This window comes from Candidatus Niyogibacteria bacterium CG10_big_fil_rev_8_21_14_0_10_46_36 (assembly GCA_002772995.1).
Lineage (GTDB): Bacteria > Patescibacteriota > Minisyncoccia > 1-14-0-10-42-19 > 1-14-0-10-42-19 > 1-14-0-10-46-36.
This window is the reverse complement of the sequence record PFCO01000003.1, coordinates 88,759-111,134: the sequence shown is the minus strand read 5'-3', so window position 1 is coordinate 111,134 and position 22,376 is coordinate 88,759. Positions and strand designations below refer to the sequence as shown.

Sequence of the window (22,376 nt, the reverse complement as noted above, 5' to 3'; positions counted from 1 at the left end):
ATATATTTTCACATAAGACATTATGGCAGAAAAATTTGAGCGATCAAAACCGCACTTGAATGTCGGGACCATTGGTCACGTTGACCATGGAAAGACTACCTTAACTGCAGCAATCCTGCATGTTTTGGGCCTTGCCGGAAACAAGGTGAAAATGGAAAAGGTTGCAGATATCGACAAAGCGCCGGAAGAACGGCAGCGCGGTATCACCATTGCGCTTCACCACTCGGAATACGAGACAGAAAAGCGCCACTATGCGCACATTGATGCGCCGGGACACGCTGACTATATCAAGAACATGATTACGGGAGCCGCCCAAATGGATGGCGCGGTGCTTGTGGTATCAGCCGCAGACGGCCCCATGCCCCAGACTCGGGAGCACATTCTTCTTGCGCGTCAGGTGGGTGTTCCTGCGATTATCGTATTCTTAAACAAAGTTGATATGGTTGATGATAAAGAACTCATTGACCTCGTTGAAGCGGAGGTTCGCGAACTTCTTACGAAATATGAATATCCGGGAGATACAACCCCAATTATCCGTGGCTCGGGACTTAAGGCTCTTGAGGCTACCTCAAAAGATGACGAGTGGGCAAAGCCTGTTTTGGAACTTGCCAAGCAGCTTGATGAATTTATTCCGGAACCGCAGCGTGATGTAGAAAAGCCGTTTTTGATGCCTATCGAAGACGTATTCTCCATTGAAGGGCGCGGTACCGTGGTAACGGGCCGTATTGAGCGGGGGAAGGTAAAGGTGGGAGAAGAAATAGAACTTGTCGGCATTAAAGACACCACAAAGACTACTGTTACCGGTATTGAGATGTTCAACAAGTCATTGGACGAAGGTATGGCGGGGGACAACGCGGGTATTTTGCTCCGTGGCACCAAAAAAGAAGATATCGAACGAGGGCAGGTGTTGTCAAAGCCAGGATCTGTAACACCCCACACTGAATTTGAAGCTGAGGTATATATCTTGAGCAAGGAAGAAGGCGGACGGCACACCCCGTTCTTTACCGGGTACAAGCCTCAGTTTTACATCCGCACCACTGATGTTACGGGAGAGGTAACCTTGCCGTCGGGAACCGAAATGGTTATGCCGGGCGACACCGTTACATTCGCCGGAAAATTAATCGCACCTGTCGCATTGGAAGAAAAGCAGCGGTTTGCTATCCGTGAAGGAGGCAAGACTGTAGGCGCGGGAGTTGTAACAAAGATCATTAAATAAGCGAGCGCATGACAGCGACTCAATCAAAAGCAAAAAAGAAAAGCGCTTCCAAAAAGAGCGCACCGAAGAAGGTGGCAGCAAAACCGGCAGCACCGAAGAAAAAAAAAGCAGCTGAAGAAGCGTTGCCTCAGAAGCTGCGCATTCGCGTTCGCGCATACGATCATAAAATTCTTGATACGTCAGTAAAGCAGATTGTAGAAACCGCGCGCCGATACGGCGCGGAGCTTACGGGCCCCGTACCACTTCCGGTTGAGATACGTAAATACACCGTAAACCGCTCAACATTCGTGCACAAGAATGCACGCGAGCAATTTGAAATGAGAATCCATAAACGGCTGATAGACATCCTTAATCCGACGCCTCGCATCATTGATGCGCTGACTAACCTGAACTTGCCAGCAGGCGTTGATATAGAAGTAAAAATGATGTAACATAGCCAAAGTGCATTATTCGGGTATGATGCTTGAAAAGATCCCGTTATGCCGGGATTTTTTCAATGTATAGAACATATATGAAGTTTATTTTAGGCCAAAAATTAGAAATGTCGCAGATATTTGATGAGGAGGGAAATGCAATTCCCGTGACTTTGGTGCAAGCTGGACCCATTGTTGTCACCCAAACAAAGACCAATGAAAAGGACGGTTACAGCGCCTTGCAGGTTGGTTTTGGGCAGAAGAGCAAGAATAAGATGAAGAAGCCTCAGGCGGGACATCTCAAAAAGCATGCTGGCAAAGAGAATCTCCGTTGGATGAGGGAAGTTCATACTGAAGAAGAAATGAAACCGGGGGACACAATAGATGTCTCAGTGTTTACAGAAGGAGAAAAAGTAGAAGTAAGTGGTATTTCTAAGGGAAAAGGATTTCAAGGGGTGGTAAAACGGCATGGATTCCATGGCGGACCCCGGTCACACGGACAGAAGCATTCGGAACGCGAGCCGGGCTCTATCGGAACAGGAGGCGTTCAGCGCGTTATCAAGGGTCTGCGCATGGCAGGACGCATGGGCAGCGACCGCGTCACGCTTAAAAGCGTACGGGTGGTCAAGGTAGATGCAAAAAATAATATCATTGCGCTCAAGGGAGCATTGCCCGGGGCATGGGGGACGCTTCTTGAGATAAAAGGGAAAGAGGCTTCGGTAAAGAAGTAATAATATATGAAAGCAACCGTATATAACCAAAAAGGAGAGAAGGCGGGAACGCTTGAAATGCCAAGTGCGCTTTTTGATGTTGCGTGGAGTCCTGCACTTGTCTGGCAGGTTGCTGAGTCTGAGCGTGCAAATAAACGCAGAGGAACGGCGCACACAAAGGATCGCGGTGAAGTGCGCGGAGGAGGGAAAAAGCCATGGCGTCAAAAAGGTACCGGACGAGCGCGGCACGGCTCAACACGTTCTCCGATATGGGTTGGAGGAGGTGTTACGCACGGTCCCCGCACAGAAAAGGATTACACCAAAAAAATAAACAAAAAAATGAAGCACAAAGCAGTGTTTTCGACGCTTTCCCAAAAGCTCCGCGAAAATACCGTTTTAGTGCTTGATGAGTTTGTTTTTGCTTCGGCAAAAACAAAAGATGCGGCATCCGTATTGAAGATGCTTTCAAGTATTGAAGGATTTGAAAGATTGGGGGCAAGTAAGGCGCTTATCCTTATTCCCGTAAGCGACACCGGAACTATCCGGGCGCTCCGGAACATTGAGGGTATTACTGTTATGGAGGCGCGCAATGTAAATGTCTCTGAGCTTTTGGGTTCGCAGTTTGTCGTGCTGCCGAAGGAAAGCATTTCCGTATTAGAAAAGAAAGTTTCGTAACACCATGGCATTATTCGATATCTTCAAAAAGAAAAAAGGACGGAAGGAAGAAGGGCGAGAGGTGCGCTATCGCGAGCGGACAAAAGAAAAAATCCAGCAGCAGACAGAAACAACGTCCGAAACAAAGAAGGATGGCGCGCCGGAGAAAGAAAAAACAACAACATACGCATCAGATCGCGCTGCGCGTGTTTTGGTACATCCTTCAGTAACGGAAAAATCGGCACGCTTAGCTGAGGAGGGCGTTTACACATTTCGGGTGAAAGATGACGCTACAAAAAATGAAGTCCGCAAAGCAGTGGAGGAACTATACCGGGTTCATGTTGCATCGGTAAATGTGTCGTGGGTACGGCCGAAACGCCGAGTGCTCCGCGGCGTTACTGGGACAAAGTCAGGATACAGAAAAGCAATGGTTGCCTTGAAAGCGGGTGAAAAAATAGAATTTGTGTAATCATATGAAATCATATAAACCGACAACTCCATCGCGGCGGAAAATGACCACGATCTCGTATCGTGAGGTATTAACCGAGTCTCGCCCGTATAAAAAACTTGTTTCAGGGCGGAAGCGTGCGAAGGGCCGTGCAAACGGAAAGATAACAACCCGCCACAAGGGCGGCGGTTCTAAGCGCTTATGGCGGGAAGTTGATTTTAGGTACGACAAAATAGATATACCGGCTCGCGTGTTAAGCATAGAATATGATCCGAACCGCACGGGATTTATAGCACATGTCATATATGCGGACGGTGAGCATCGTTATCATGTAGTGCCTGAAGGAATGCGGAAAGGAGACGCTATGCTGACCGGCAGAAAGCAGGAGCCGGTACTTGGCGCCCGGTTACCGCTCGACTTGATACCGGTGGGTACTTCGGTGTATAATATCGAAACTTATCCTAAGGGCGGCGCACGGCTGGTGCGCTCTGCGGGGAACACCGCAGAAGTCATGGCGCATGACTCGGGATATACATTAATAAAACTCCCCTCAGGGACTGTTCGTAAGATATTAAGCGCGTGCTGGGCGAGTGTGGGGCAGGTTTCAAATATTGAGCATAGCTTTGTCGTGTATGGGAAAGCAGGCCGCAGCCGGTGGATGGGTATACGTCCGACTGTGCGCGGTTCCGCTATGAATCCGGTTGATCACCCGTACGGTGGAGGAGAAGGACGGGCGCTCCGCGGCACCCGCCGTCCGAAGAACAAGTGGGGCAAGGGAGTGCGCGGCGTAAAAACACGAAGAAAAACGAAATATTCCAACACATTAATTGTGCAAGGGCGCAAGAAAAGGAAACGATAATATGACACGTTCAGCAAAAAAAGGTCCGTATGTAGATCCAAAATTATTGAAAAAGATAAGCGTATTGAAGCCGGGGGGCGATGCGGTTATTAAAACATGGTCGCGCGATTCCCAAATTGCGCCAGAGATGGTTGGGTTTACATTCGGAGTGCACAATGGAAGAGATTTTATTCCGGTAAAAGTTGCCGAAGAGATGGTCGGACATCGGCTTGGAGAATTCGCGCCTACGCGTAAGTTCGTAAGACACGGAGGAAAGATACAGAAAGAAGCCGAAATGCGCGCTAAGACAGCAGAATTACAGGCAAAGAAAGCATCATAATAAATGATTATGTCCGCAGTAAAAGCACAATTGAAGCATCTTCGGATAGCGCCCCGCAAAGTGCGGCTTGTTGCAGATTCCATACGAACAAAGAACGTAAAAGAAGCAATACGGATTCTTTCCTTTCTCCCAAAGCGGGCATCGTTACCGATGAAAAAATTGCTGCAGTCGGCGGAAGCGAACGCAAAGAATAATTTTCAGATGGAGAGCGCGGATTTATACGTAGCAAAGATATGGGTAGACGAAGGCCCGGTGCTCAAGCGGTATTCCCCGCGAGCCATGGGCCGGGCAACGCTCATCCGTAAAAAGACAAGCCATATCACTGTAGTATTGGACGAAAAGAAGGGGCATGCTCAGAAAACAGCAGGGGCGCCGGCAGAAAAAAAGACAGCACGCGCAGGAAAACAGGCGGCAGCTCCCAAGAAAGAGCCTAAAAAAATAGCAAAACCGGCAGCAGTAAAGAAAGAAACAAAGGCGAAGGAAGAAAAGAAAAAAGCAAAAGCATAATATATGAGTCACAACGTTCATCCATATTCATTTCGGTTAGGCATCATTCGCGATTGGAAGTCGCGCTGGTTTGATAAAAAAGAATATCATCGTTTTTTGAAAGGCGATGTATTGATGCGTGAATGGCTTACCAAGCGCCTCCGCGGCTCATATGTTGCGGATATCGGCATTGAGCGTTCTCCAACATTACTGCATTTTATCATCAGCACATCCCGCCCCGGTATGCTTATCGGAAAGAAGGGGGAGGGCATTGATACGCTCCGCAAGGACATCATCCGGCATATGCAGCGCACCAAGCTTACAATCCCGCAGGAGGTAAAGATTTCTATTGAAGAGCTCCGTTCACCGGAGAGTAACTCCGCAATAGTGTCGCAGATGATAGCGGAAGACCTGGAACGGCGTTTGCCATTCCGCCGCGTTATGAAAAAAACGCTTGATAAAGTTATTACGAACAGGGATGTTGAGGGTATTAAGGTAAAATTATCGGGACGACTCGGCGGTGCTGAAATGTCGCGTGTTGAATGGCTGATGAGAGGGCGTGTGCCGCTTCAGACGCTTCGTGCGGACATTGATTTTGCACGCGAGCGCGCGCATTTGCCGTATGGTGATATTGGTATCAAGGTATGGATTTACCGTGGAGAAAAGTTTGCGAAAGATGCCGTCAAAAAAGAATAATAAACGCATATGTTATTTCCGAAAAAAGTAAAATATAGAAAATGGCAGCGTCTCCGGGGGAATGAGAACAGAGTCGCGTCGCGAGGAACGACGATTGCTTTTGGCAGCGTCGGATTGCAGGCAGAGGACGCCGCAGAAGTTGATTCACGCCAGATTGAAGCTGCGCGAAAAGCAATCACTCGGTTTGTGCAGAAAGGAGGAAAGTTGTGGATCCGTATTTTCCCAGACAAGCCCATCACCCAAAAACCGCCGGAAGTTGGCATGGGAAAAGGCAAGGGAGATCCGTCAAAATATGTAGCAGAGGTAGGAAGAGGCCGCATTTTGTTTGAAGTCGACGGCATATCGGAGCAGGATGCGCGTACCGCATTGCGGCGCGCGGGAGCAAAGCTTCCGATGCGCACAAAAGTAGTATTCCGCGATTAATATGAAGATGAAAGATATACAAAACAGAAATACGGAAGAATTAATGCAAATGCTCAAAGATAACCGGGGCGGCTTGCGCGATTTTCGTTTTCAGGTAGGACAGGGGAAGGCGAAGAACAACAAGCAGGGACGCGAGATGAAGCGGACGATTGCGCGCATACTTACCCATTTGAATACAAAACATCATGGATAACGCAACAATTACAAAGAAAAAATTACAAGGGAAGATAGTGTCACACAAGGGCCAGAAAACGGCTGTCGTTGAGGTGCATAATTATGTAAAGCATCCAGTGTTTAAGAAGTTCATCAAACGAAGCAAGCGCTACAAAGCGCATGATGAAACAAACCAATATCAGGTTGGCGACGCCGTTATTATTCAGGAATCACGCCCGTTATCAAAGGAGAAGCGCTGGCTTGTGGTGGGTAAGATATAATTTTTATATATGATTCAGCCCCGAACAATGTTACAAGTAGCTGATAATACTGGAGCAAAACTCATCCAGTGCTTTAAGGTGTTGGGCGGAACGCGCAAGCGTTACGCGCGGATAGGCGATGTTATTGTAGGATCGGTAAAACTCGCAGAACCCCGTAAAATGTTGAAGAAAAAGGAAATAGTGCGTGCCGTTGTTGTGCGTCAGCGCGAAGCATTTCGGCGCAAGGACGGTTCATACATACGATTTGATGACAATGCGGTTGTGGTTATTGACGCTAAAGGCGAACCGCGTGGCGGACGCATTTTTGGGCCGATTCCGCGGGAATTGCGCGAAAAGTACACAAAGATTATCGGTCTTGCGCAAGAAGTAATGTAATCATCATGACGACCGCAAAGCTAAAAATTAAAAAAGGAGACACGGTAAAGGTGCTTTCCGGAAAAGATAAAGGAAAGACTGGAAAGGTGGCAGGCACATTCCCGAAGGACGAGCGTATTATTGTTGAGAATATAAATATGCAGACACGCCACAGGCGGCCACGCCGGCAAGGACAGAAAGGAGAAAAGGTAAGTCTTGCGATGCCGATTCACGCATCCAATGTTCTTGTGGTGTGTGGCTCATGCGGCAAACCAACCCGGATAGGATATCAAGTAGGCCAAGATAAGAAAAAGGTTCGGTCATGTAAAAAATGCAAAAATCTTATTTAATGCATCATGGAAACAGTATTGCAAAAACAATATAAAAAAGAGGTCATACCGTTTTTTGAGAAGGAATTCGGATATACAAACCCTATGGCGATCCCGCAGCTTATTAAGGTTGTCGTAAATGTGGGCGTTGGGCGGCGGAATGAAGAGGAACAGAAACAAATCGTCCGCGATTTGCAATTGATTGTGGGTCAGGCATTGTCTCCGCGTGCGGCGAAACAGTCTATTGCAACGTTCAAGACCCGCCAAGGCCAGACCATCGGGTATGCAGCAACTCTCCGTGGACGGCGCATGTATGACTTCCTAGAGCGGATTATTGCGATTGCGCTTCCGCGTACGCGTGACTTCCGCGGACTGAAAGACTCCGCGATAGACCAGTCAGGTAATTTGACAATAGGCATTCCGGAACATATTGTATTCCCAGAGATGGTAGGAGAGGACACAAAGCTCATTTTTGGATTTGAGATAACTATTGTAACGAGCGCCCAGTCAAAGGAAGAAGCACAGGCATTATTCACCCACTTAGGATTTCCATTCCGCAAGGAGCAGGAAACAAAGTAAGCAGACATATGGCCAAAGAATCAGTAATCGCACGATCAAAAAAGAAGCCAAAGTTCAAGTCGCGTGTTGTACGGCGGTGTTTTCGGTGTGGACGCAAGCATGGCTATATGAGAGACTTTGATTTGTGCCGTATTTGTTTCCGTGAGCTTGCTAATGAAGGCATGCTTCCCGGAGTTAAAAAATCATCTTGGTAATATGAATCCGATAGCAAACATGTTCACACGAATAGCCAATGCATCACGCGCCCGCCACGAGAGTGTGTCTGTTCCGTATTCTAAATTTAAGATGGAGATTATTAAATTGCTCCAGGACAAAAAATATTTGACGGAATCAGCTCGCCGGGGAAAGAAGAACAAGCGAACGATAGAGGTTGGTTTGCGGTATGAGCAGGATGCGCCGGTTATTCACGGAATTAAAATGATTTCAAAACAGTCGCAGCGGATATATGGAGGATGGCAGGAATTAAAATCGTTCCGTTCTTCACGAGGTATGGTTATCGTGTCTACATCAAAAGGGTTGCTTTCGGCGAAGGATGCCGAAAAAGAAAAAGTTGGCGGAGAGATAATCGCACGCATTTGGTAAGAAATATTATGAGCCGTATAGGAAAACAACCAATTCCAATCCCTGCAGGCGTTTCTGTGTCGCTTGAACACGGAACTGTTCGCGTAAAGGGACCGAAAGGAGAGCTTGCCCGTCCTATAAAGGAGCGGCTCATTGAGGTAGAAATAAAGGACTCCGAAGTGGTATTAAAGCTCCGGAAAGAAAACCTTGAATCAGCGGCATTGTGGGGGACATACGCTTCACATATCAAAAATATGATTCACGGGGTTACCGAAGGTTTTTCGAAGAAGCTCGAAATAGAAGGAGTCGGGTATCGTGCGCAATTGCAGGGAACAAACCTTGTTCTTAGCTTAGGATTCTCGCATCCCGTGGAAGTAAAGCCGAAAGAAGGAATTCAGTTTCAGGTAGAAAAAAATGCCATTATTGTTACCGGTATTGATAAAGAAAAAGTAGGAGAGGTAGCCGCAGAGATACGTTCGTTCAGAAAGCCCGAGCCGTACAAGGGCAAGGGGATTCGGTATGAGGGCGAAGTGATCAGACGGAAAGCAGGCAAAAAGGCAGCAACAACAGGGGCGTAATAAACTCATATGAAGACCGCAAAAGAATTACAAAAGAAAAAAGAAGGCATTGTACGCAGAAAGAGGCGAGTTCGTGCGCGTATTCATGGTACACGCGTGCGCCCGCGCCTTTCGGTGTTCCATTCAAACAAGCACACCTACGCACAGCTGATTGATGACGTCTCTGGAATGACCATCATGGGAGTAGGAGATGCAAAAAAAGGAGCAAAGAAAGCTGCAAAAACGACAAAAACACAAACTGCTCATGAGCTCGGTAAGAAGCTCGGAGAAGCGGCAGTCAAAAAAGGCATACGGCGCGCGGTATTTGACCGTTCTCACTATAAATATCAGGGCCGCACAAAGGCGATCGCAGAAGGCGCCCGCGAGGCAGGCCTAGTACTCTAGTTGCTATAGGTAACGAAGCAGCATGCCAACGCGGAGTATAATTGCTGCAAATGCGTTCGTTACTACTGTTTTGTATAAGGTATCAAGTGTCTGATCCGGAACAAAATATAGAAAGACAGACGCAATAATGAAGAAGAGCGTCCAGAGGGGGACAAACAATTGTCCCTTTGATTTTGTTTTTCTGCGCTTTTTCTCAATGCCATGGATGACGATATAGATACCGAGCGCTCCGAGATACGGATCGGACAATGCCTCAATCGCAAATGGGAGAGAGTCGGGGACAAATGTGTGGAAAAAGAATGTAAATACTGAAACCGCAAGGTAGAGATATGTGAATATGGAAAAAAGGATATAGAGAATGTCGATAGACTTCTTTTTGATATATTTTTTGAATTTCGAGTAGCCAGTATTGAAGAACCCCCCTTTTCTTCTTGAAGAGGAATCCTTCTCTCTTTGTGCAAATAATATATGTGTCCACCAAGCCATGCCAAGAGCTTCCTGTAAACAAGCCCCTGGCATAACCTAATGAAAAATTATTATTTTTCAATGGTTTTTAAGGTAGGCATGCGGAAGCGAACAGATTTTTCCATGCATTTTCAACGTATTACCCATAACTTATTCACAGTTTATTGACAGAAACCCCTCTTTCAAGCGAAAGAGGGGTTGTCAAAGTTCGGAATTCGTTTTGTGCTGTGTGCTGTCAGGAATATCGCAGAAGCGCATAGCTTGCGATATAAGCCTTATTTCCCAACAGTTTTCGGGTGTTTGTAAATTTTGTTTCCCTATCTACTTCTATTATATCATTTATTTGACAAGGCAAGATTTTTATTTCTTTGTATGGTTGTGTACCATACATATATGAGCGATTTGATTCAGAAAAAATGCATTCCATGCGAAGCGGGAATGTCTCCCTTAGAAAAGAGCCGTATCGCGGCTCTGCGCAAAGAAATCCCTGATTGGGAGGTGCTTGGGGGTAAGAAAATAGCCAGAGAATTTAAGCATAGGGACTTTAAGGAGGCCATGGCTTTTGTGAATGAGGTTGCCGACATTGCCGAATTGGAAGGGCACCACCCGGATATTCTTCTGCATGGGTGGAATAAGGTACGGATAGAGCTCTCAACACACGCCACAGGTGGACTCTCGGAGAATGATTTTATCGAGGCGGCAAAAATAGACGCTCTCTTGTAGATTTTTCGGACCGGCAGTATACTGAAAGCGGTTTTTAGACCGCTTTTTTCTTTAATAAAAAGGGAGGACGCCCCAAATGTCCGATTACAAGTTTTTTGAAGAAGTAAACCGCTACTTTGATAAGGCAGCTGAGCTGACCAGATTTGAAAAAGATCAGCCGGGTCTTTTGCGGCAGATTAAGCGATGTAACAGCTTTATCCACGAGAGTATGCCCGTTAAACGAGATGACGGCAGCATTATGAACATAGATGCGTATCGTGCGCGGCATAGTTATCACAAGCTTCCTACCAAGGGGGGTATTAATTTTCGGTGGATAGAAGACGCTCAGGATGAGAATGAAGTAGTCGCGCTTGCTGCGCTCATGACATACAAGTGCGCACTCGCCGATGTGCCATTTGGCGGAGCAAAAGGGACGATACGCATACGAAGCAAAAAAGATTTTTCTCCGTCAGAAATAGAACGAATCATACGCCGCTATACATATACGTTTACGCATATCCACAAAGTGTTTCATTCCGAAAAAGACGTCCCCGCGCCTGACTATGGGACCGGTTCGCAAGAAATGGCATGGATATTCGATACCTACAAGCAGTTTGCTTCGGATGATGACCCGAATCCTTCAGCGTGCGTTACGGGGAAGCCGATATCTATCGGAGGGCTTCGCGAGCGCGTGTCCGCGACCGGCAGGGGCGTGTTTATCGGTCTTCGCGAGGTGTGCAGCCAGCCGGATATTATGGGCCGTCTCGGGCTTTCCTGCGGGCTTGAGGGCAAGCGAGTGATTGTTCAGGGGCTCGGGAATGTCGGGTATCATACAGCAAAGTTTTTAGAAGCAAACGGCGCGATTATTATTGGGCTGGGCGAGATTGATGGCGCGATTCATTCGGCAAAAGGTATTCCGCTTGATGATGCAATGCTCTTCCGCATAGAACACGGCACACTGAAGGGATTCCCTGGAACGAAAAATGTACGGCGCATCTCGGATATCCTTGAGCTTGATTGCGACATACTAATTCCCGCAGCGCTTGAAAACCAGATAACGCATCTCAATGCGGACAAGATACGAGCAAAGATTGTGGGGGAGGCGGCAAACGGACCGACCAGTTCTTACGCAAATGATATATTATTCAGCAAAGGAGCAATGATTGTTCCAGATATTTTTCTGAACGCCGGCGGCGTTATCGTGTCATATTTTGAGTGGCTTAAGAACCGTAATCATATCGGATTCGGACAGATAGACAGGCGTTTTGATAAGGCGCGGCTTCAGAATATTTTGGCTGTCGTTGAAGAGCAGACGCATACAAAAATAGACCCGAATAGAATAGAACATGTCACTCGGCTTTCAACGGAAGAAGACCTCGTTATTTCCGGCCTTGAAGGAACGATGATCCCCGCATTTGAACAGATGCGCGTCATACAGAAAGAATACTCCGACACAATAGATTTGCGTACGGCGGCATACTTTTTGGCGATCACTAAGATAGGGCAGTGCTATCTTGACCAAGGCATTTTCCCATAAAAATTAGAAAAGACGGACATTGATCCGTCTTTTTTGTTTGCTTGATTTTTTGCGACTATAGTGGTACAATAGCCACGATTTATACTTTGAAAAACTACCATAGCAGTGTAGGAGTGCTAGAGATGAAAAACAAAAAGTCGGCGCCTATAGTGCGCGACGCAGCGTTTACTTTCAATAGTGTGGACAGTGCCAGAAAATCAATGACAGGAGAGAATGACAATTTTGTTTACAGCCGTTGGGCGCATGGGAATCCCACTGTGCGGGCTCTTGAGGAAGAGCTTGCGCATCTGGAGTTCAGATACATAAAAGAACCCGAAGCGTACTCATATAAGAACTGTCTGACATTCGCATCCGGCATGGCGGCAATTTTGCAGATGTTCGCAGGCTTGGTTGCCTCCGGATTTTTAAAGAGGGGAGATGAGATACTAGTCTCAAAACCGCTCTACATGACTACGATTGAAGTGTTCGAAAAGGATATTCCTTTGTGGGGCATGAAGGTGAAATTCGTCGACGCTTCTTCTGTCGCAGAAGTCAAAAAAGCAATAACGCGCAAGACGAAGGTTGTCTTTGTTGAGTTTCTCGCCAACCCGACGCTTGCCATGGCAGATGTTATCGGGATAGGAAAGCTTATCGCGGGCACAAACATTCTTTTTGTGGTAGATAATTCTTTCGGCTCACCGTATTATTTCCGTCCGCTTGAGCACGGCGCCCATCTCGTCATACATTCGGTTACAAAATTTATCTCCGGGCACGGCGACGTCATTGCGGGAGCAATTATCGGAGAAGAAAAACATATCAACCTTTTTATTGAGCAGTATCACAGGTACGGCGCATGTATGAGCCCTGACGTTGCTTCGCTTGTTTTTCGGTCGTGCAAAACATTTGATATACGGCTCAAAAAACAAGGCCTGAATGCGTTTATACTTGCGAGATGGCTTGTGGACCAGCCAAAGATAAAGAGGGTGCACTATCCCGGCCTGGATACGTTCGTCCATCGCGACCTCGCGCGTACCCATATGGATAACAACACGGGATATGGCGGGATGATATCTATAGATATGCATACGCCGGAAGATGCAAAAAAATTCCTTGACACCCTTGCTGCAGAGAGTAGAACATTCGACATTTCTGTTTCGCTCGGCTTTACCAATACGCGCGGTGAGTTTGATGCGGGGATGGTGCATGTTGCGTGCACCGAGGAAGAAATGCAAGAATTTGGTCTTTCGCCCACGCTTATCCGGCTTACGATTGGAATTGAGGATATAGAAGATATAAAAGACGATTTTGCAGATGCATTAAGCGATCTGTAAGAAAAACGAGCCACCTCTCCGGAGGTGGCTTTTTGTTTTCATAAACGGCTCACACCCTGGTGTGAGCCGTTTATTTTGACATCTCAGCTGTTTTTTGGTATTATGCTGGGCAAGTAACATGCTTTTTGAAAACGAGGCTTGGAATGAAGATAACGAAATATTGGAATAAGTCATTTGAGAAAAATCCCCATAAAAAGACCGTATTCATGCCAAGGAAAAAACGGGGTCGTATTTTGAAACAGGCGCGCTATAATCTATTCAATATTCCTTCGCGCATGGTAACAGTTGATTTGTTGACTGATTCTGGGACAGGGGAGCTCTCTCATCAACAGATGGAACTACAGAATCGTGCCGATGAGGCGTATGCGTACGCGGCAAGCTATGAAAAGCTTGAACGGGCAGCAAAAGAGTTTAGTGGGTTTTCGCATGTGCTTCCTGTTCATCAGGGGAGAGGGGCGGAATCCCTCATCGCGCATTTTCTCAAAGAAACAGGAAGGGTGCGGGAAAATGATATTTTACTTTCAAATGGATTTTTTGATACGACTCGCGCGAACTTTGAACATGCGGGCGCGCGATGCATCAATATCCCGACGCCAAAATCACTTGATATCGAAAGCAATACACCGTTCAAGGGAGATATCGATCTGCAGAAACTGGAAGAGTATCTCGGGTCCGAAAAAGGCAAACAGGCAAAGGCAATTCTGCTTACGCTCACCAACAATACCGGTGGCGGGCAGCCTGTTTCGTTCCAAAATGTTTTAAGAACAAAAATTCTTGCGGAGCAGTACAATAAATTGCTTATTATTGATGCGTGCCGTATTGTTGAAAATGCCTATTTCGTACAACGGGAAGAGATGCCGGGTTTTTCCTATAAAGATGTGGTGCGATTACTGTTCGGGTACGCAGATATCGCGTATATGAGCGCAAAGAAGGATGGACTTGCAAACGGAGGCGGATTTATTGTTACGGACCACGATGATCTCTTTGAAGAGTTGTCCAATATTACGATGGGCTTTCTTTTGCGGACATACGGGTTTAGGCATTATGCCGGTATGACGGGCGCTACGATGGAAACAGTTGCTCGAGGTCTCAAAGAGGTTGTGAAGCCGTCATATCTGAGAAAACGCGTAGCAGATACCGCATATCTTCATGCGAAACTGAAAAAGATAGGCGTGCCGGTGCTTTGTCCTCCCGGTGGACATGCGGTCTATGTTGATGCGGCGGCAATGTTGCCCCATATCTCGAAAGAGCAATTTCCAGGGAAAGCTTTGGAGGTTGCGCTTTATTTTGAAGGCGGTATACGGAGTTGTGAGATAGGGTCGGTTATGTTTGGGGACGCTGCGCAATATGAATGGGTGCGCCTTGCGATACCGCGCCGTAAATACAAACGAATAGCGTTTGATTATATTGCATGTGTATTTGAACGTTTGCTACGTAAGAAAGATAGCATGCGCGGGTTTAGCACCGAAGAAGCACCCGGACTCCGTCATTTTTATGCGGATTTTAAACCATTATAATGATTAGGCCCCGTGTTCGTGCACGGGGCATTCTTTTTCTTGAATATTTAGGAAATTTGAGTACACTGTATTTAGATGGTGACCGTAGCTCAATTGGTAGAGCACCAGGTTGTGGACCTGGTGGTTGTGGGTTCAAGCCCCATCGGTCACCCCAGTATAAAAACAACCCCGCTTCTAGCGGGGTTGTTTTTATATCGAGAATTGGGAAAACATCATTATTTTATAAATGTGATACACTATTGGTATATGGATACCGTAGAAGTTGTCATTTTTTATATTCTTCTTATCGACAGCATTGGGGCAAATCTTGCTTCATGGTTTGGCACAGGAACGAAGTGGTACCAAAAACACTTCCGGGTGTTCTCGCGGTCTTTTCCGCTTTCGAAAGGATGGACGACATATTATTTCATCCTTGTGGTGTGGATAGGCGTGATGCTTTATCGGGCGGGGATTCTTTGGAACTAGCATGGAAGAGGACATCCAAAAGCGTCTTGATGCGCTTGAGCAGAAGATACATGCTATCTATGTCTCGGTAGAAAAAACGAGAAAATATTTTTTGATAGCTGTGATTGTTTCTATCGTAGTTATTGCGCTCCCGCTTATCGGGCTCATTTTTGCAATACCGTCTTTCTTGTCGGTATATGATGCCACTTCGGGAGGATTGTAAAGATTCCTGCGTGAAATAAAAAAGACCCCGTACGGGTCTTTTGTCGTTATAATCTTTTTTGTATATACGAGAGCTCTTTTGCGAGCTCTTTTGCTTCAAGTACGCTTTCTATAATGATAGGCGTTGTTTTGTCTTGGATAGCGCGTATTATGCTATCTTGCTTCGTCTTGAAGAGAGGATAGTGATAATAATCACGGCACCCGCTCAGATGGATTTGCCGTATGCGTTTTCCAAGCGTAAGGTAGAATGTTTTCGCGAGCTTCATTGAGGCGTCTAGGGTGTAGACATGGTTTAGATCGAATACCATCGGTGTGGCAGGGAATTTTTCAAACAATATCCGCATGCCATCCACGGTTCGGTATATGCCGCTTTCTTCCCGGTAATCAAGATTTTCGAATGCAAGCGGGAATGCGGCAGTGTTAAATACAGAGAAATCAGTCACATGATTTGGATGGAACGCGATAAGGTCAAGCGGGCGCTGTGCATGGAATAACTCTATGGCGCGGAATATCAGTTCGGTTTCTTCTGTTTTTCCGCAATCAAACTTTGGTGCGTGCATGCTGACATACGAGAAAGACGCAATATCTTCTGGCGTTATCTTCTCAATAAAGTGAAAAAAATCATGTGTTCGTAAGAGATTTAGTTCTACCGCATTGCATCCGGTTTCTCTGATAACCGGCAGAGCTTCAAGGATGTTGTGTGTTTTGAATAAACATCCCGTAGAGAATCCTACGACGAGGTCACTTTTTTGCATGGCGGCCTTTAAACCAAATAAGGTATATGCTGACGATACAAGTGGCTATCGCGGCAATTCCCACGATGTCCCACTGCCAAAATTTTGTAAATGAATAGTCGGGGTTCATGTGCAGGGTTATTTGCTTCCAGGTGAACAGCATAAAGTTAAAGATGAACATCAGAAATACCCATGCCGGGCCGAAATTCCAAATGCTTTTGAATGTCTCTTTGAGGGCGGTTGTTTTTTTTGTGACAAAGATACTCACCGCGCAGGTTACAAGAAGCATTATCCCTATGATGTCCCACTGCCAGAATGAAGAAAATACATAATCCGGGTTTGTCGCGGTGATTGCCCATTGAGAGCCGAAGAAGATAGCGCCCACAAATATCATAAACGAAAACCAACATCCCCCAAAAAATCCCATTTTACGAAACAGGTCAATCTTCATATAAGCCTCCTTTGTTAAGCTGCTTTCACTCCATTGTATATGTTTGTGGGGCTCTGGCAAGGGGAGTGTGCCGGCAGAAAACGGCTCGGTTCACTCTTTGCTTATTTTGTACTATAATCGTTGTGTTATGTTATTTGAAAACAACACGAGTTTAGGAGATATGCATGAGTAAACACAACAAGATAATCGCTTTCGTGACGCCGGAGGTGTTCGTGTGTCCAGAATTGCATACGGTTGCCGGGGGTCTCGGGGTATTTAGCGGGGCAGTTTTGAATGCTGCGTACAAAAGAGGCATTCCGCTTGTCGGGTTCACCATTCTTCCGCGTGAAGGATATTACGATCAGGGATTGGATCTGGAGCTTGGTATGACGGTTTCGTATACACCCCGGCATTATCCGCACATGCTTGAGAACACCGGTATTCGGTTGCGGATAGAGATTTGTGGTTCTCCGGTATTTGTGCAAGTGCATCGGCTTCGTCGCGGAAAATTTGGTTTTTCGGAGATATATTTCTTTGATGCTGATATTCCTGAAAACGATGACTTATCCCGTTTAAATACACTTCATTTATACGGAGGAAGTTTTTCGCGCGGCGCAAACTTGGACAGAAAAATATCCCAGTCGCTCCTGATAGGCAAGGCAACGGTAGCGCTCATTGAGCACTTACAATTAGAAGTGCAGACGCTGCATATCAATGAATCGCACTGCTCGTTTGCGGCAGTAGACTACTTCCAAAAATTTCTGCGGGAAGGTAGGCGGGGAGCGCTTGCGTCTGTCCGAGATATGGTTCGCTTTACTACGCATACGCCGGTTGATGCCGGTAATCCCCGTTATCCTATAGACAGGGTTGCGTATCTGAGCGGGTATGACCGGGATATGCTGGTAGAGGTTGGCGGAGATGAAGAGGAATTCTCCATGACTGGCGCGGGCGTGTATCTCGCGGGACATACGAATGCGGTATCCAAAAAACATCTAAAAAAAGCGCGGATGCTTGTGGGACGATTTGTGAAGAGTCCTCCCCAAAAGCCGATTATCTCAATAACAAACGGTGCTTCTCAGGATTTTTGGCAATATGCTGATTTTCACAATGCACGGACCCCCCATGAGCTTATGCAGGCAAAACGCCAGCACAGAAAAACGCTTATTGATCTGGTAGAGGGTATATCGGGGAAAACGCTTCACCGGGAACACATGATTGTCGTGTGGGCAAGGCGGTTTGCAGAATACAAGCGGCCGAAGCTTATCTTTTACAATATTGATTGGCTGCGCTCAGCAATTGCTTTAGGAAGGATGCAGCTCGTATATGCGGGCAAGCCGCACCCCGACGACAAAGCGATGGTTGATGAATGGAACAGCATTTATGCTATGAGCAAGTCGTTTGCAAATCTCGTTATCCTTCCTGGGTTTGATATGGAGATGAATAGAACGCTTAAAGCGGGCGCGGATGTATGGTTGAATACCCCCCGTGCTCCCTATGAGGCATGCGGTACTTCGGGCATGTCTGCCGCAATGGTCGGCGCTGTTAATTGTTCTACGCCTGACGGCTGGATGCTTGAAGCAGATCCCGAAAATGCGTTTTTGTTTGGCTCCAACGGCGTTCAAGATTCCGACCAAGATGCGTTTGATGCGCACGAACTCTACACGTGTTTTGATAAAAAGATCATGCCGTTATTCTATGGCAATCAGTTCCGCTGGTATAACAAGGCGCTTGCCGCAAAACAAGAAATGGAAAAGCATTGGACTGCAGACCGGATGCTTAAAGAATATACGGACATCATGTACCGATAACAATAAAAAAGACCGCACTAGCGCGGTCTTTTTCTTTTGCCTAATCCCCACACAATACTATAGAGTAAAAAGACGGAGTGCATATGATTTTAACTACCCATATACTAGGAGCTGCCGCAATGACGCGGCCGCTCGCGGGGAGCAACCCGCTTGTATTGTTTGTTGTCGCAATTGCAAGCCATTTTATACTGGACGCAATTCCGCATCGGGATTACCGGCTTGATTCAGTTATCCGTAACGGCGAAGGGAAGCAAGCGCGGGTGCTTGGAGTTCGGTATGACCATGTTTGGTGGGATATAACAAAACTACTTATAGATGGCCTGGTGGGCGCAGGAGCGCTGTTTTATATTATGCAGCCGCCGCTTACCGTTTCGGGCATTCTTCCGTTCGTGCTTACCGTCATAGGCGCAGCGTTGCCCGACTTTTTACAGCTTGTCTTTTGGTTTTTCCCGAAGTGGCCCATTGCGCTTATTCATCGGTTTCATAAATGGGTACACACGCCGCACGAACCCTCAAAGATGATAGGTTTTAGTATCCAGGGAGTTGTTATTGCGGCTTCGCTCATTATTCTTTTATGGTAAATATGCAGTCATTTTCAGAACGAGTGTACAAAGCAGTTGCGCGCATTCCCAAAGGAGAGGTGCGGACATATAAGGAAGTAGCGCGTCTTGCGGGGAGTCCCCGCGCGTATCGCGCGGTAGGAAATATCCTGCACAAGAATGGTGACCCTGCCATTCCATGTCATCGAGTTATACGCTCCGACGGAGATACCGGCGGGTACAACCGTGGTGAACAAAAAAAGCGTGCACTGTTGAAAAAAGAGGGAGCTGTAGTATAGTAGGGCGTGGTATAGATTTTTAAAAAATACAAAAGGGGGGTGTAATGAGCTGTATGACCCAGGAAGAGCTGGCGCATAATAAAGCTGTCGCAAAGCGTATTCGTGAAAAGTCAGAAGTAAGCTTCATGAACAAGTACGAATACGATTATGTCATTAAGAAGCTTCTCGGGTTTTTCTGTGATGAATTAGGGTTTGTGCTTGTGCCGACGCAGCAAAGGCAATCTATACTTGCCGCATGCGAAGATGTGTTCAATGTCATGAAATATGATTTCGGCGCGCGCATCTTACCGTTACCCCAAACCGGGCAGATGTGGCTTGAGTACGAACTTCTTGCAGACCCGACTATGACGGGGTGCTGCTGTATAACGACAAGTTATCGGGATGAGCCGCCCCAACGGAGAGAAGCGGGGAGGCACGATCTTGTGTTCCAGATGTTTGAATTTGAGACGCATGGCGATATGGAAGTATTGCATAGCATGCTCAAAGACCTGCTCGAGTTTTTAGGATTTCCTAAACATGATGCATATAGGCATAAGGAAGAATACCCCGCGATAGAGTATAGCGACGCTGCGACTATCCTTCGTTTGCACGAAGGGCACGAAATAGAAAGCCGTCATGAAGAAAAGCTCCGGGATTTATTCGGCGAGGTCTGTTTTCTTACGGATTTCCCCGAATTTACAAGTCCGTTTTGGAATATGAAGCGGAAATGGAGTACCAACACTGCAAGAAAAATAGATGTTATCTTGTGCGGCATGGAAGCAATAGGATCCGCGGAGCGCTCTACGGATAGTGATGATATGCGGAGGCGTTTTAACAGCATTAAAGACGGCTTGTACGCGTCTGAACTTGAGCGGCGTTTTGGGAAACAGGCAACCCGCCAGGAACTGGAAGAATTCCTTTCGTTCAACTTTTTTATGCGATGCGGCGGCGGCATCGGCCTTAACCGGCTTATACGCGCCATGAAGATATGCGGTCTTATGCCCGATTTTTCAGAAAAACCAGAATAAACAAACATCCCCGTATTACCGGGGATTTTCTATTGAAGGAGGGACAGAAAGATGCTAGATTAAATGAATATTCCGCAGTAGCTCAGTGGTAGAGCAGCGCGCTGTTAACGCGTTGGTCGCAGGTTCGAATCCTGCCTGCGGAGCATTTGATTTTTATTATGAAGAAACGCAGCTTGCTATTCTCTATACTCGCATTAGTGTTCGGTGCATTTTTAATCGTATACGGCGGGATTGATGATAGCCCCGGAGGGCAGGTGCTTGGATTTTTAGTGTTTATTGTTGGTGTCGCGGGCGCGGTGAAGAGTAAGAAGAAAGTGCCTGATTCTCATTAACTCAAGTTTGAATTTATAATACAATAACTCTATGAAACGCTCAGATTCAGCAGGCTTTATATATTGTCTCGGCCTGATTGGTGCTGCTGTATATTACATACAGCAAGCTGTTAGTTTCGGGGCGGGGATAGTCGGGGTGCTTAAGGCACTGGCATGGCCCGCGTTCCTTGTTTATAAACTTCTGACATTTTTAGGGGCATAGCAAACAAAAAACACCCGTGTGGGTGTTTTTTGTTTGTGAGAAAAAAGGCCTTACATTTCGGGAACCGGCATCAGCTCGTATATATCGACACTGAACTTGCCCGTCTTGTCGCTTAAGAACGGGTGGCCGTCAACAAGCGCTTGTGCGTCATTCATGTCTTCGGCTTGGATAATGGTGTAGCCATTAAGCTCCGCGGGAGTTCCTGTGGACCCGTCGTCTACAACAGATACGCCTTGTTTTACCATCGGTTGACCCACATCAACCATTGCGCTCCCAACCTTGCCCATCCAATCACCCCATTTTGCCATGACAGCTTTTGAGCTTTCTTCCGACATGTCTTTCATGTCGGTAGCAGGACCTTTGTATAATAATATGAATTTTTTCATAGGGTTGTATTATACCAGGTTCAATTAAAAAATGAAATAAGATAAGTATCTATCAGGCGCTGGTCAAGATCGTAGAAATATTTGTTTTCGTTGTGCAGTTTTTCTGCAAGTTCGCGTCCCACAAACCGCCAGTGCCACGGCTCAAAATGATAATAGGCATTCTCTTCGGGGTAGGAGAGAACAAAGCCGTATGTGTGCGCGTTATCTTTGAGCCAGGCATATGCCTGCGTGTCTTCAAACGCGTTAAAGTTTGCGCCAGTGGTTCCGGTCGTAAAATCTATTGCCGTACCTATTTGGTGCTCGGAATATCCCTGGTCTGCCGAGAATTGGTTGGCGCCCGTGCCATATGTCACGGCGTATGAATACTTCAGCTCCGCCTGTTCTCCAAATGAACGGTATGCCGATATTATTTTAAGATTCAAGCCGGCATTGTTTGCGGCATTCATAAGCGCTATGAGAAATGATTCAATATCCGAAAGAATATATTTTGTTACATGGGGTTCGTATAGGTACGATTCGGTTATTGCTGCAAGCTCGCGTGGCATATAGTTTTCGTTTAAAAAATACACGCGCGAATACTTTTTTAAGAGTTCCGGATCAATGGTGTTTAATTTTTCCAAAACGCCCACTGTATTTGTTACCGTCTCTACTTGAGAAGCCAGCGCGCCTACGCGTGCCTGTTCAGCGTCTAGCTGTTCTTGCAGGCTGGCGCGCTCTTGTTCTAGTTGATGCAGGGCGTTGGTAGTTGAGGCAAGGTCAGTATGTGTGTCGGCGAGGGTGGAGGTTAGCATGTCGCGTTCTTCGGCAAGCGAGTGATACCGGTATCCGCCATACCCAATCGCACCTGCCGCAATGATGCTTATGAGAACTGGAATGATTATATTTGAGCTACGGGACATATATACAAGGATTATATCATGGGTAGGGGCCATGGTGCCCCTATACGCTCACTTGCTTACGTGCCTTATTGACACGAAATTAGAACCATGCTAGAATGGC

Annotated in this window: 35 protein-coding genes and 2 tRNA genes; 32 read left to right on the top strand and 5 right to left on the bottom strand. The window is 46.6% G+C overall.

Going from position 1 to position 22,376, the window contains the following annotated elements; genetic code table 11:
- Nucleotides 1–19: 19 nt before the first annotated feature.
- The 19 genes from tuf (at nucleotide 20) to COU47_01575 (ending at nucleotide 9,443) form a co-directional block, all read left to right on the top strand.
- Nucleotides 20–1,216, top strand: a complete 1,197-nt coding sequence (gene tuf / locus COU47_01665; protein PIR69767.1) for an elongation factor Tu — start codon at nucleotides 20–22, stop codon at nucleotides 1,214–1,216.
- 8 nt (nucleotides 1,217–1,224) lie between these two features.
- Entirely contained in the window at nucleotides 1,225–1,647 is a 423-nt protein-coding gene (locus COU47_01660) for a 30S ribosomal protein S10 (protein PIR69766.1), read from the top strand.
- A gap of 80 nt (nucleotides 1,648–1,727) precedes the next feature.
- Nucleotides 1,728–2,360, top strand: a complete 633-nt coding sequence (locus COU47_01655; GenBank protein PIR69805.1) for a 50S ribosomal protein L3 — start codon at nucleotides 1,728–1,730, stop codon at nucleotides 2,358–2,360.
- 6 nt (nucleotides 2,361–2,366) lie between these two features.
- Nucleotides 2,367–3,014 (top strand): 50S ribosomal protein L4, encoded by a 648-nt coding sequence (locus COU47_01650; GenBank protein ID PIR69765.1) that lies wholly within the window; start codon nucleotides 2,367–2,369, stop codon nucleotides 3,012–3,014.
- A 4-nt stretch (nucleotides 3,015–3,018) separates the two neighbouring features.
- On the top strand, nucleotides 3,019–3,462 hold the full coding sequence (locus COU47_01645) for a 50S ribosomal protein L23 (protein PIR69764.1): 444 nt from the start codon (nucleotides 3,019–3,021) through the stop codon (nucleotides 3,460–3,462).
- A 4-nt stretch (nucleotides 3,463–3,466) separates the two neighbouring features.
- Entirely contained in the window at nucleotides 3,467–4,300 is an 834-nt protein-coding gene (locus tag COU47_01640; GenBank protein PIR69763.1) for a 50S ribosomal protein L2, read from the top strand.
- Between the two features lies 1 nt (nucleotide 4,301).
- Complete coding sequence (locus tag COU47_01635; GenBank protein PIR69762.1) at nucleotides 4,302–4,619, top strand: 30S ribosomal protein S19; 318 nt, start codon at nucleotides 4,302–4,304, stop codon at nucleotides 4,617–4,619.
- A 9-nt stretch (nucleotides 4,620–4,628) separates the two neighbouring features.
- Complete coding sequence (locus tag COU47_01630) at nucleotides 4,629–5,126, top strand: 50S ribosomal protein L22 (protein PIR69804.1); 498 nt, start codon at nucleotides 4,629–4,631, stop codon at nucleotides 5,124–5,126.
- A 3-nt stretch (nucleotides 5,127–5,129) separates the two neighbouring features.
- The gene (locus COU47_01625) at nucleotides 5,130–5,801 is read left to right on the top strand and encodes a 30S ribosomal protein S3 (GenBank protein PIR69761.1); all 672 of its coding nucleotides are present in this window, start codon (nucleotides 5,130–5,132) and stop codon (nucleotides 5,799–5,801) included.
- 9 nt (nucleotides 5,802–5,810) lie between these two features.
- The gene (locus tag COU47_01620; protein ID PIR69760.1) at nucleotides 5,811–6,224 is read left to right on the top strand and encodes a 50S ribosomal protein L16; all 414 of its coding nucleotides are present in this window, start codon (nucleotides 5,811–5,813) and stop codon (nucleotides 6,222–6,224) included.
- Nucleotide 6,225: 1 nt separating this feature from the next.
- On the top strand, nucleotides 6,226–6,417 hold the full coding sequence (gene rpmC, locus COU47_01615) for a 50S ribosomal protein L29 (protein PIR69759.1): 192 nt from the start codon (nucleotides 6,226–6,228) through the stop codon (nucleotides 6,415–6,417).
- Nucleotides 6,418–6,424: 7 nt separating this feature from the next.
- A complete protein-coding gene (locus COU47_01610; protein ID PIR69803.1) occupies nucleotides 6,425–6,658 on the top strand; it encodes a 30S ribosomal protein S17 in 234 nt (77 codons plus the stop codon).
- Between the two features lie 9 nt (nucleotides 6,659–6,667).
- On the top strand, nucleotides 6,668–7,033 hold the full coding sequence (locus COU47_01605) for a 50S ribosomal protein L14 (GenBank protein PIR69758.1): 366 nt from the start codon (nucleotides 6,668–6,670) through the stop codon (nucleotides 7,031–7,033).
- Between the two features lie 5 nt (nucleotides 7,034–7,038).
- Complete coding sequence (locus tag COU47_01600; GenBank protein PIR69757.1) at nucleotides 7,039–7,362, top strand: 50S ribosomal protein L24; 324 nt, start codon at nucleotides 7,039–7,041, stop codon at nucleotides 7,360–7,362.
- 6 nt (nucleotides 7,363–7,368) lie between these two features.
- Nucleotides 7,369–7,920 (top strand): 50S ribosomal protein L5, encoded by a 552-nt coding sequence (locus COU47_01595; GenBank protein PIR69756.1) that lies wholly within the window; start codon nucleotides 7,369–7,371, stop codon nucleotides 7,918–7,920.
- A gap of 8 nt (nucleotides 7,921–7,928) precedes the next feature.
- Nucleotides 7,929–8,114, top strand: coding sequence for a type Z 30S ribosomal protein S14 (locus tag COU47_01590; protein ID PIR69755.1), 186 nt, complete (start codon nucleotides 7,929–7,931; stop codon nucleotides 8,112–8,114).
- A complete protein-coding gene (locus COU47_01585; protein ID PIR69754.1) occupies nucleotides 8,074–8,502 on the top strand; it encodes a 30S ribosomal protein S8 in 429 nt (142 codons plus the stop codon). The genes COU47_01590 and COU47_01585 overlap by 41 nt, the downstream gene beginning before the upstream one ends.
- Before the next feature lie 8 nt (nucleotides 8,503–8,510).
- Nucleotides 8,511–9,059, top strand: coding sequence for a 50S ribosomal protein L6 (locus tag COU47_01580; protein ID PIR69753.1), 549 nt, complete (start codon nucleotides 8,511–8,513; stop codon nucleotides 9,057–9,059).
- A gap of 9 nt (nucleotides 9,060–9,068) precedes the next feature.
- Nucleotides 9,069–9,443 carry a 50S ribosomal protein L18 gene (locus COU47_01575; GenBank protein ID PIR69752.1) on the top strand — a complete coding sequence of 125 codons (375 nt, stop codon included), beginning with the start codon at nucleotides 9,069–9,071 and terminating at the stop codon, nucleotides 9,441–9,443.
- A gap of 3 nt (nucleotides 9,444–9,446) precedes the next feature.
- Here the strand turns inward: COU47_01575 and COU47_01570 are convergent, their stop codons facing one another.
- The gene (locus COU47_01570) at nucleotides 9,447–9,929 is read right to left on the bottom strand and encodes a hypothetical protein (GenBank protein ID PIR69751.1); all 483 of its coding nucleotides are present in this window, start codon (nucleotides 9,927–9,929) and stop codon (nucleotides 9,447–9,449) included.
- Nucleotides 9,930–10,301: 372 nt separating this feature from the next.
- On the opposite strand from COU47_01570, the gene COU47_01565 reads away from it, so the two are divergent.
- The 7 genes from COU47_01565 (at nucleotide 10,302) to COU47_01535 (ending at nucleotide 15,641) form a co-directional block, all read left to right on the top strand.
- Entirely contained in the window at nucleotides 10,302–10,631 is a 330-nt protein-coding gene (locus tag COU47_01565; GenBank protein ID PIR69802.1) for a hypothetical protein, read from the top strand.
- A gap of 76 nt (nucleotides 10,632–10,707) precedes the next feature.
- Complete coding sequence (locus tag COU47_01560) at nucleotides 10,708–12,147, top strand: glutamate dehydrogenase (GenBank protein PIR69750.1); 1,440 nt, start codon at nucleotides 10,708–10,710, stop codon at nucleotides 12,145–12,147.
- A 122-nt stretch (nucleotides 12,148–12,269) separates the two neighbouring features.
- Nucleotides 12,270–13,457: a hypothetical protein gene (locus COU47_01555; protein PIR69749.1), complete on the top strand. Its 1,188-nt coding sequence runs from the start codon at nucleotides 12,270–12,272 to the stop codon at nucleotides 13,455–13,457.
- Between the two features lie 143 nt (nucleotides 13,458–13,600).
- A complete protein-coding gene (locus tag COU47_01550; protein ID PIR69748.1) occupies nucleotides 13,601–14,974 on the top strand; it encodes a tyrosine phenol-lyase in 1,374 nt (457 codons plus the stop codon).
- Nucleotides 14,975–15,052: 78 nt separating this feature from the next.
- Nucleotides 15,053–15,128: transfer RNA gene (locus tag COU47_01545), tRNA-His, on the top strand.
- On the top strand, nucleotides 15,095–15,439 hold the full coding sequence (locus COU47_01540) for a hypothetical protein (GenBank protein ID PIR69747.1): 345 nt from the start codon (nucleotides 15,095–15,097) through the stop codon (nucleotides 15,437–15,439). The genes COU47_01545 and COU47_01540 overlap by 34 nt, the downstream gene beginning before the upstream one ends.
- 1 nt (nucleotide 15,440) lies before the next feature.
- A complete protein-coding gene (locus COU47_01535; protein ID PIR69746.1) occupies nucleotides 15,441–15,641 on the top strand; it encodes a hypothetical protein in 201 nt (66 codons plus the stop codon).
- 46 nt (nucleotides 15,642–15,687) lie between these two features.
- Here COU47_01535 and COU47_01530 read toward each other — a convergent pair whose 3' ends face one another.
- Both COU47_01530 and COU47_01525 read right to left on the bottom strand, forming a co-directional pair.
- Nucleotides 15,688–16,395 (bottom strand): hypothetical protein, encoded by a 708-nt coding sequence (locus COU47_01530; GenBank protein PIR69745.1) that lies wholly within the window; start codon nucleotides 16,393–16,395, stop codon nucleotides 15,688–15,690.
- A complete protein-coding gene (locus tag COU47_01525; protein PIR69744.1) occupies nucleotides 16,382–16,825 on the bottom strand; it encodes a hypothetical protein in 444 nt (147 codons plus the stop codon). The genes COU47_01530 and COU47_01525 overlap by 14 nt, the downstream gene beginning before the upstream one ends.
- Nucleotides 16,826–16,989: 164 nt before the next feature.
- Between COU47_01525 and COU47_01520 the strand changes: the two genes are divergently transcribed.
- The 6 genes from COU47_01520 (at nucleotide 16,990) to COU47_01495 (ending at nucleotide 20,789) form a co-directional block, all read left to right on the top strand.
- Nucleotides 16,990–18,612 (top strand): hypothetical protein, encoded by a 1,623-nt coding sequence (locus COU47_01520; GenBank protein ID PIR69743.1) that lies wholly within the window; start codon nucleotides 16,990–16,992, stop codon nucleotides 18,610–18,612.
- Nucleotides 18,613–18,731: 119 nt separating this feature from the next.
- Nucleotides 18,732–19,193, top strand: coding sequence for a hypothetical protein (locus tag COU47_01515; protein PIR69742.1), 462 nt, complete (start codon nucleotides 18,732–18,734; stop codon nucleotides 19,191–19,193).
- Nucleotides 19,187–19,450: a 6-O-methylguanine DNA methyltransferase gene (locus tag COU47_01510; protein ID PIR69741.1), complete on the top strand. Its 264-nt coding sequence runs from the start codon at nucleotides 19,187–19,189 to the stop codon at nucleotides 19,448–19,450. The genes COU47_01515 and COU47_01510 overlap by 7 nt, the downstream gene beginning before the upstream one ends.
- A gap of 125 nt (nucleotides 19,451–19,575) precedes the next feature.
- The gene (locus tag COU47_01505) at nucleotides 19,576–20,457 is read left to right on the top strand and encodes a transposase (GenBank protein ID PIR69801.1); all 882 of its coding nucleotides are present in this window, start codon (nucleotides 19,576–19,578) and stop codon (nucleotides 20,455–20,457) included.
- A 71-nt stretch (nucleotides 20,458–20,528) separates the two neighbouring features.
- Nucleotides 20,529–20,600: transfer RNA gene (locus COU47_01500), tRNA-Asn, on the top strand.
- Between the two features lie 3 nt (nucleotides 20,601–20,603).
- Nucleotides 20,604–20,789 (top strand): hypothetical protein, encoded by a 186-nt coding sequence (locus COU47_01495; GenBank protein ID PIR69740.1) that lies wholly within the window; start codon nucleotides 20,604–20,606, stop codon nucleotides 20,787–20,789.
- Between the two features lie 252 nt (nucleotides 20,790–21,041).
- On the opposite strand, the gene COU47_01490 is transcribed toward COU47_01495, so the two are convergent.
- Together COU47_01490 and COU47_01485 are read right to left on the bottom strand one after the other, a co-directional pair.
- Nucleotides 21,042–21,377, bottom strand: coding sequence for a hypothetical protein (locus tag COU47_01490; protein ID PIR69739.1), 336 nt, complete (start codon nucleotides 21,375–21,377; stop codon nucleotides 21,042–21,044).
- 20 nt (nucleotides 21,378–21,397) lie between these two features.
- On the bottom strand, nucleotides 21,398–22,309 hold the full coding sequence (locus COU47_01485; GenBank protein PIR69738.1) for a hypothetical protein: 912 nt from the start codon (nucleotides 22,307–22,309) through the stop codon (nucleotides 21,398–21,400).
- Nucleotides 22,310–22,376: the final 67 nt, after the last annotated feature.